Annotated in this window: 9 protein-coding genes; 2 read left to right on the top strand and 7 right to left on the bottom strand. The window is 34.6% G+C overall.

The window, feature by feature from the left end:
• Window positions 1-14: 14 nt before the first annotated feature.
• The 3 genes from repM to VXQ92_RS15140 form a co-directional block, all read right to left on the bottom strand.
• Window positions 15-944, bottom strand: coding sequence for a replication initiation protein RepM (gene repM / locus VXQ92_RS15150; RefSeq protein WP_176538521.1), 930 nt, complete (start codon window positions 942-944; stop codon window positions 15-17).
• A gap of 742 nt (window positions 945-1,686) precedes the next feature.
• Entirely contained in the window at window positions 1,687-2,001 is a 315-nt protein-coding gene (locus VXQ92_RS15145) for a hypothetical protein (protein ID WP_004917622.1), read from the bottom strand.
• A 2-nt stretch (window positions 2,002-2,003) separates the two neighbouring features.
• Entirely contained in the window at window positions 2,004-2,417 is a 414-nt protein-coding gene (locus tag VXQ92_RS15140) for a hypothetical protein (RefSeq protein WP_416682359.1), read from the bottom strand.
• 167 nt (window positions 2,418-2,584) lie between these two features.
• Between VXQ92_RS15140 and VXQ92_RS15135 the strand changes: the two genes are divergently transcribed.
• Both VXQ92_RS15135 and VXQ92_RS15130 read left to right on the top strand, forming a co-directional pair.
• A complete protein-coding gene (locus VXQ92_RS15135) occupies window positions 2,585-2,887 on the top strand; it encodes a type II toxin-antitoxin system RelE/ParE family toxin (protein WP_000286964.1) in 303 nt (100 codons plus the stop codon).
• A complete protein-coding gene (locus VXQ92_RS15130; RefSeq protein WP_000985610.1) occupies window positions 2,888-3,169 on the top strand; it encodes an addiction module antidote protein in 282 nt (93 codons plus the stop codon).
• Window positions 3,170-3,288: 119 nt separating this feature from the next.
• Here VXQ92_RS15130 and VXQ92_RS15125 read toward each other — a convergent pair whose 3' ends face one another.
• The 4 genes from VXQ92_RS15125 to mobQ all read right to left on the bottom strand — a co-directional run bounded on the left by VXQ92_RS15125 (window position 3,289) and on the right by mobQ (window position 7,556).
• Window positions 3,289-4,632: a hypothetical protein gene (locus VXQ92_RS15125; protein ID WP_416682358.1), complete on the bottom strand. Its 1,344-nt coding sequence runs from the start codon at window positions 4,630-4,632 to the stop codon at window positions 3,289-3,291.
• 381 nt (window positions 4,633-5,013) lie between these two features.
• Window positions 5,014-5,577, bottom strand: a complete 564-nt coding sequence (locus tag VXQ92_RS15120) for a tetratricopeptide repeat protein (protein WP_171492720.1) — start codon at window positions 5,575-5,577, stop codon at window positions 5,014-5,016.
• Between the two features lie 558 nt (window positions 5,578-6,135).
• Window positions 6,136-6,606 (bottom strand): hypothetical protein, encoded by a 471-nt coding sequence (locus tag VXQ92_RS15115; RefSeq protein WP_046650746.1) that lies wholly within the window; start codon window positions 6,604-6,606, stop codon window positions 6,136-6,138.
• On the bottom strand, window positions 6,603-7,556 hold the full coding sequence (gene mobQ / locus VXQ92_RS15110; RefSeq protein ID WP_068534583.1) for a MobQ family relaxase: 954 nt from the start codon (window positions 7,554-7,556) through the stop codon (window positions 6,603-6,605). The genes VXQ92_RS15115 and mobQ overlap by 4 nt, the downstream gene beginning before the upstream one ends.
• Between the last annotated feature and the right edge of the window lie 127 nt (window positions 7,557-7,683).

Raw genomic sequence — 7,683 nt, 5'->3', positions numbered from 1 at the left:
GTTATTTAATTTAATCATGGCTGAAATCCTGATTTTTCTAAAATTGGATAAAGCTCTCTGAATTTTTCAGGCTCTAAAAGCATGTCAGCAATACGAATAGCAAATTGTTGAAAGCTCTCCGTACCTTGTGAATATTTACTCATTTCGGGCATTTCAGACATTTTATTTGCAAATAAATGGCGTTGTGGATCGCTCAATTTTATAAAAAAATCAGGTGTGTTTGGGTCATGCTTAACTTCAATTTTTGGCTGTTGCTTCTGTTTTAACTTGAATGAAAAGCCTGAAATTAAACGTCCTTTTTTATGTTGTTCATACGTCACGGTAATATCTGTATGTTCATTGATCTGCTTAATAGAAGGCTCTAGTACACGCTTTTTAAAGTCACTCATTGCTGTGTACTCATTTTCTAATAGTCCTAGTCTATTTCTAAAAGTACTAATTTCTATTTGTGGCACTTTACCGACTTCACGCCAAGCTATAAGAAGCTCATAAAGCCTAGTAGCGTACTTACTTGTTAAGTGTGCGACTTGTTTGGCTTGGTAGCTTGTGAAGTGTTCTTCTAAACGTGTTACCAGTGGGACAACATCAGGAGCAAAAGTTATTTCTAGTAATGCTAAATCATCAACATAAAAAATACGGCTAACCCAACGTGAACGTACAACGCCAGTTTTCCCTGTTCTTTTATATTCGGCTGTATAGCTAAACTGACGGTTAAATAAGTTATTCACTGCTTCTTTAAGGGCTTTATACGAAGCATCAATGGATACATTAAACAACTTTGCATAATCACTAGCATGAATTTCTAACTTACTATCGGCTGTGATGCCCTGCCCTGATTCTCTGGCATTAATGATGGCAAGCATAATCAAACGCTGTTCTGTTAATTCCAAGTTATAACTGGCATTGATTAAAGCATTATCTTTCACAACTAAACTGTTCTTCATAAAACAGCCCTTATTTTATTATTGAATTAGAAGACAATGTATTTCAATATCCTTTTAAGGTCAAATTATTTAATGTCCTTTAATTAAGAGCTACTGTCCGTTTATATAAGAGCTACTGTCCGTTTATATAAGAGCTACTGTCCGTTTATATAAGAGCTACTGTCCGTTTATGCCTTCTGAAATGCACGTATACCAATGCTTTCACCCTTCCTAAAAGCATTTAAAAGCTTTAAAAATAATTAAAAGCCTTTCGAGAGGGGAGTGCAAACTGCCCTAGGTACTCGCTAAAGCTCGTACTTTATTGAAGCTCGTTCCTCGCTTCGAGGGGCAGTTTTTAATTAATACTGTTTGTAATATCCAAAAAAAGCATTGGTAATGTATTCGCTTCGCTCATACTTTTTGAAAAGCAAAAAATCCAAAGTTCGCACCCATTCGGGATGCTCTGTACCTACCGTTTAAAATCGAAAGGGAGCTTGTAATCAGAGAAAAGGCGAGCGTGAAATTTTGATGATGCTCAATCGCTCGTAGACACTCACTCGGTTCTTATTATCTAGGTTTTAATTATTTAATGGAGCTATCAAAGTTGTGAAACATTGATCAAAGAATAGGCGTGGAACGTGAAAAATCATAAAAAAAGCCCACCTTGGGGAAGATGGGCTATAAACTAGAAACTACAGCATTGATTTCTAAGTGGAATTATAACGTATTTCGTATAAGGTGTATTATGTTAATTTTAGGAGATCTATACAATTCTGTACTTTTTCACAATCATAGAAAAAGCAAATAAAATACTTATCCAAAATAAATAATCAATAAAAAAATTGAGAAAAACAAATTGATCCATGCCGATGAAAATAAATAAAGGATTGATACTTATACTTCCGACTGGAGAGGTTTCACCATCTATAAGGAACTGTAGAGGAAATCCCCCAGCTATGACTTCAACTTTTTCAAGCTTATCTACAACTATGCGAGCAACTAATATATTTTTTTGATAAAGCAAAGATACGTAAGTCAAAATAATCGCTAAGAAATTAAAATATAATATTTTTTTCATAACTATTCTTTATCTTTTAAATTAATTAAAAACAGCCAATAACATAAGCCAGGAAAGAAAGCCATAAAAATAGTCCATGTATTGGTATACATTTTCCACCACTCTTTCGAAATTTCTCCTGTGTGACTCCATCCAAAAAGAATAAAAAATGGAGCAGCAATAATTAGAGAGCTAATACAGATGGTTAATAAATTCAGACTGTTATAACGATTTAAAATAATTGAGAATATGAAGCTGAAAGGCACAGTCAAAATACAATACGCTAAGTAGACAAGGCCATGCCCTACAAGAACCACTAAAATCGAGTATAGGCTGTATTCCTGATTCATTACGATAAACAGGACTGCTATGAAAAAAAGTAACGGTAAAGGAGCAAGTAAGAGAGCTTTAACTATTTTTTCATTTGAGTATTTCACTAATTTAATTCTCTTATCTACTCAATAACTATTCACACTATACCGATTTTCTTGGAGGTCGTTAGCTTCCATTTAACATAATGGGCGTTATACGAAATTCTGTTATAAGCCCCATACATCCAAGTTTATTTCTTGCATGAATGTATCCTATGGGATACATTACTCTTATGTACTCAATATATACCACTGAAGTCTTTGATGACTGGTTTACTAAGTTAAAAGACCAGCAGGCAAAAAGGCGTATACAAGTCCGAATTGATCGGGTTGAAGATGGAAACTTTGGAGATACTGAGCCAGTCGGTGAAGGTGTCTCTGAATTACGTTTCTTCTTTGGACCTGGCTACAGGATCTATTACTGTAAGCAAGGGCAAAGGGTCGTTATTCTTTTAGCAGGCGGAGACAAGTCTACGCAAAGTAAAGATATAAAACTTGCCCTACAACTAGCACAAGATTTAGAGGAGGAGCTGTAAATGGCTATCAAACTTCGTAAATGGGACAGTGCTGAACATCTTAAAACAGAAGAAGATATGCAAGCTTACCTACAAGCCTGTATAGATGAATCTAATGGTGATGCGGCATTCATTGCAAAAGCTTTAGGTAATATTGCTAAAGCTAAAGGAATGGCTCAATTATCAAGAGACACAGGTTTAGGCCGAGAAAGTCTTTATAAAGCACTTTCTGGCGATGTAAATCCAAGCTTTGATACTGTTATTAAAGTGGTAAAAGCACTGAATTTACGCTTAGCAATTTAAAAAAAACTAGTAAAAAAGGGAGCTTAAAGCTCCCTTTTTCGACTTCATATAACGTGTATTATGTTAATTTTAGAAGAATTAACATTTCTATATTTTTATGGAATATAACTATGAATTTATCATCTTACAAGATCGTTTACTCCTAAATGACCAAACTTGCCATTTATTAGACGACCATCATCTAACTGCACATTTTTAAATTCAATTGTTCCCTCTGAATCATTGACAGTGACACCAGTACAATGATTATTCGTCAATTTACAGTTCCATTTCAGATAAATATTCACATTTAATTGACCCTTCTTTGGTCTTTGATACGCTACATTTACATTTTTAGTAATTGTATCGTATTTCACTGTGAACTCGAGATCAGAGTGATTATCTCGACTCATAAAGCGAAAATACTTACTTTCATTTTCTGCATATACAACTGCTGCGACTGTTTCATCAATTTTAAAAACTTCATCTCCTGCAATCACTTGACCATAAGGAACTTTTTTTACAAAACCTCCAGATACTTTCAACTCTGGAGAAGCAATATATTCAATAGGGTTAGTAAATAAATTATTGATAAATTTAAAGGTGGTTATACCATTTTCATAATCTGTATTTAATGTAAAATCTCGATTGAAGTATCCCTTATATATGTATACATCTTTAGGCTGTTCATTACTAAAATAATTCCCCTCCGTTAAAATAAATCTATCGTGATCAAGATCCACAGGATTATTAAAGTTAAAATAGTATTCTTTATCTGTAGTAAAAGTTAAAACAGAGCTAGTTTTCCAATCCAAAAATTTTTCTATTGTTGCAGGTTTACCATTAACAACTAAGTCTGATTTCGCATGATATTCATTAAAGCGTTTGGTGTCCCATACTGGCCAATTAGAATTTACTTCAAAATTAACAGAGCCTTTAATTTTGGCAGTTGATGCAAAATCATTATTATTTAAACGTCCTGCTATAGAACCATTTGCATTTATAATAAAATAAGTTTTACCATTACTTTGCTTTTCAATTTTATAAGAAAATGTATCACTACACGAATTTTGACATCGAACCGTCAGATGTCCTTTATCATTCTCTGAATAGCTAAAAACTCCAACTTTATCTTCTTTAGGATAAAAATAAAGACCCGCCAAATTATTAATATGGGCAGATAAATCATTGCTTGGTGTAAGAATCTCTAAATCCCACATATTATTGTTAGTAGCAGATGCTTCAACCACACTATCTGTATGAAATGGTGAAAACTTAATGGTTGAGTTATTAGCAATACCAGAATTTTCAATTTCAAAATAGCCATGTGTCAAATCTGGACTTAATACAGAAGTTTCTACAATAGGCTTCGGCACAGATGTATCTGATGACGTTGGACTACTTTCTCCCCCCCCTCCACCGCATGCGACTAATAAAACAGATAAAAGAGTTAAAGGTAATAATGTTCTTCTATTGTGAAACATATAAATCCTTGTTTGAAAAAAATTACTTTTTAAAATTTTATAAAAATACTGAATTTAGAATACTTTTGTAAGCATTCAATATCATTTCATAAAACCCTGAAACTTCGCCTTGTTCTTATACAGGAAGGTAAGCTAATTGAGTACTTAGAAGATTATTTTTATCTAAAATTTAGTAAAAAAACGTTCTATTTAAAATTTAATAAACTGGCATTTACTGTCTTATTCCCCCCCATTTAACATAATGGCGGTTATACGAAATAAAAAAACCTAGACACTGGTCTAGGCTTTAAACTTTAAAAAATACATAAAAATCAGTGTTATAAACTCATTTCTAGAACTTCGTATAACGTGTATTATGTTAATTTTAATTATTCTACATAGTTACATCTGTGCCTTATCTTCCCAAAATTTTGCTTTATCTAAATTTTTTTCTACACCTATTCCATATCGATACATAAATTCAAGATCCCTCATAGCCTCTTTACTGCCAAGAGACGCAGCTTTTTTAAATAAATCTAATGCCTTAGCAGTATCTTCAGTAACTCCCTCACCATTACGATATAAATTAGCTAAACCCACCATAGAATCAGTATGATTTAAGTCAGATCCTTTTGAGAACCACACAAAAGCTTTCTTATAATGTTCTTCAGCATCAGTTGGGTCCATATCTTCAACTAAACCAGCGTATGTCGCATACCCATCACCAAGCCAATACATTGCATCGATATTGCCACTTTCCGCTGACTTAATAGCCCAGCTTTCGGCTTGAGCTTCATCTTCTTCAATACCGTAACCATGTATATATACATCGGCTAATTCTAATTGTGCTGATGAATCACCATTTTCAGCCTTTGTTAATAACTCATTTGAAAATGTTGGATTTGCCAAAGTTTCCATAGAAAAGATCAGTCCTAGAGCAATAGATGCAAGTTTGAAAAATTTCATTTTATGCCTTCAAATCAAAGTTATATTTAATTCGTTATGTTATTAATAATACTTTATTAAGATGAAAAATTAGAGTGATTTAACATAATGGCTGTTATACGAAATTTGATTGATTTTTACTAAAACACTATTTGAAAATATAAAAAAAAGCCCAGTCATGGAATACTGGGTTATGGAAACTCAAATAAGGATTTATATTTTATAAAGTATTTAAAAAACCATAAAAAAACTATGGTTTTTTTTGTATAAACTTGCTTGTTGTCTCTACTTCATTGAATACTTCAAATTTTTTCCGATCATTATCGAGTTTAACAACGAGAGCTAAAATAAAAATCATTATTATAAAAGCTAGGAAAATCAAATGCCTTCTCATTATTAATTCCACTATCAGTGCTATAAAGTATGCTTCCCTATAGCAAATAGATAGGACATAAAGAATGAAAAGTAAAGCTCGATACTTTGAGACATGGCTATTGCCATATCTCAAAGTCGAGCCACTTTGCGATATTCGGTAGCAATAAGATTAAGAAAAGAACCGAGCAAAGTACTTGCCAGTATTTATTTAGGGTCAATAACACAGTAATCCTTATTCGTTCCATGACAGTCATTTTTCATAACTCGGACACAAGATTTATCATTACAATTTCTAATATCTAAATTATATCTTTGTTCTAGCCACGCTGCCTCTGCACGACGTTCCTTGATCTCATCAAAACTTGGAATAAATAAAAATATAAAAGACAGGAAAACCAGCACCAGACTGAGGAAAATTGCACATAACAAGGCAATAAATCTGTAGTTCAATTTGTCGGTAGCCTTGTCTAGTTCATGGATGCGACCTTGAAGGGCACGTGTAGCTTCCTGATTTGCGTTATTTAGGGTCTTTTTGCTTTGTTCTAGTACCCCACTAGCTACTTTGTTGTAAAACGTCTCTAATCGCTTGTTATCATCTGCTATAGCTTCTCTATATTCCTTCATGGAGGCTAATAGAATATACAACTGATCATCTAAATCATTTTGGCTGCTCATAGCGATGGTCCACTTCTCTTCATGCTCTTGCGGTGTTTCTGCTTCATGGCTTGTTCTTGCTGTAGCTTCAATTGCTGTTTACGTTCCAGTTCTAGGCGTTTAACTTCCTGTGCTTTCTTCCATTGCTCAAAGCCTTGCTCAACACGGTTGAACCCTTGTTCTAAGGTTTTTTCTTTATGCTGTTGTTTGTTTTGGAGCTGTTGGCTGTTCTGCTGTTTTACCGTGTCGTTGAAACGACTGATCTCAGTATCTATACCTTTCCTGCGCATCTGCGTGACCTTGCTACCCTCATGGATAGTGGCTTGTAGCTGATTACCTTGATCGACATAGCTGCGGTGGTCGATTCTTTCCCGATACCCTGCATGTTCGAGGGCATGATTCGCTAGGTTTGCCCAGGTGGAACGGATCTGTTTAATTTCTTCCTGGCTTGTTCCCATACCCAGTGTTTTTCTTTTGGTATTACTTAACTCAATATCGGCTTTATCTTTAAGAACTAAATTCTGCTCTGGATCTAATTCGGCCTTGCGCGTTGTCAGTAAGATATGTGCATGATGATTTTTATCACTGCCATTCTGACTAGGTGCATGAATGGCTAAATCCGCGATTACTCCATAACGGTCTACTAAAGATTGCGCAAACTCTTTGGCCAGTTCTTTTCGTTGTTCCTCATCTAATTCATCAGGCAAAGCAATCACCCATTCACGTGCTGTTCGGGCATCTTTTCGGTTCTCTGATTTTTCTGCCATATTCCAGACTTGGCTTCGGTCTAATTCGATATCCAAATTAGAAATAATTTCGGTATAAACCACACCTTCTTTTCTCGTAAAGTCGTGCGTTAATCCTGTCCGTTCATCTTTCAATTTTTCTCCTGCACGATAAGCCATAGATGCAACCGCAGTTCGTCCCGAACTTCGGTTAACAGTCTTCGTCGTACAGTGATAAATTGCCATGCCTTAGCCTTGTGATGGTTTTGCTTTTGCTTTTAAAAATTGCGTAGCGATTTTTGGGGTTAAGGGGATTCCCCTTACGCAAACTTTGACTTGGATGAAATCCAAGTCGTAAGTGCGCATTTCATGA

The organism is Acinetobacter sp. 228 (genome assembly GCF_048147885.1).
Note: the sequence above shows the minus strand (reverse complement) of the source record. Positions and strands in the feature narration are given on the sequence as shown.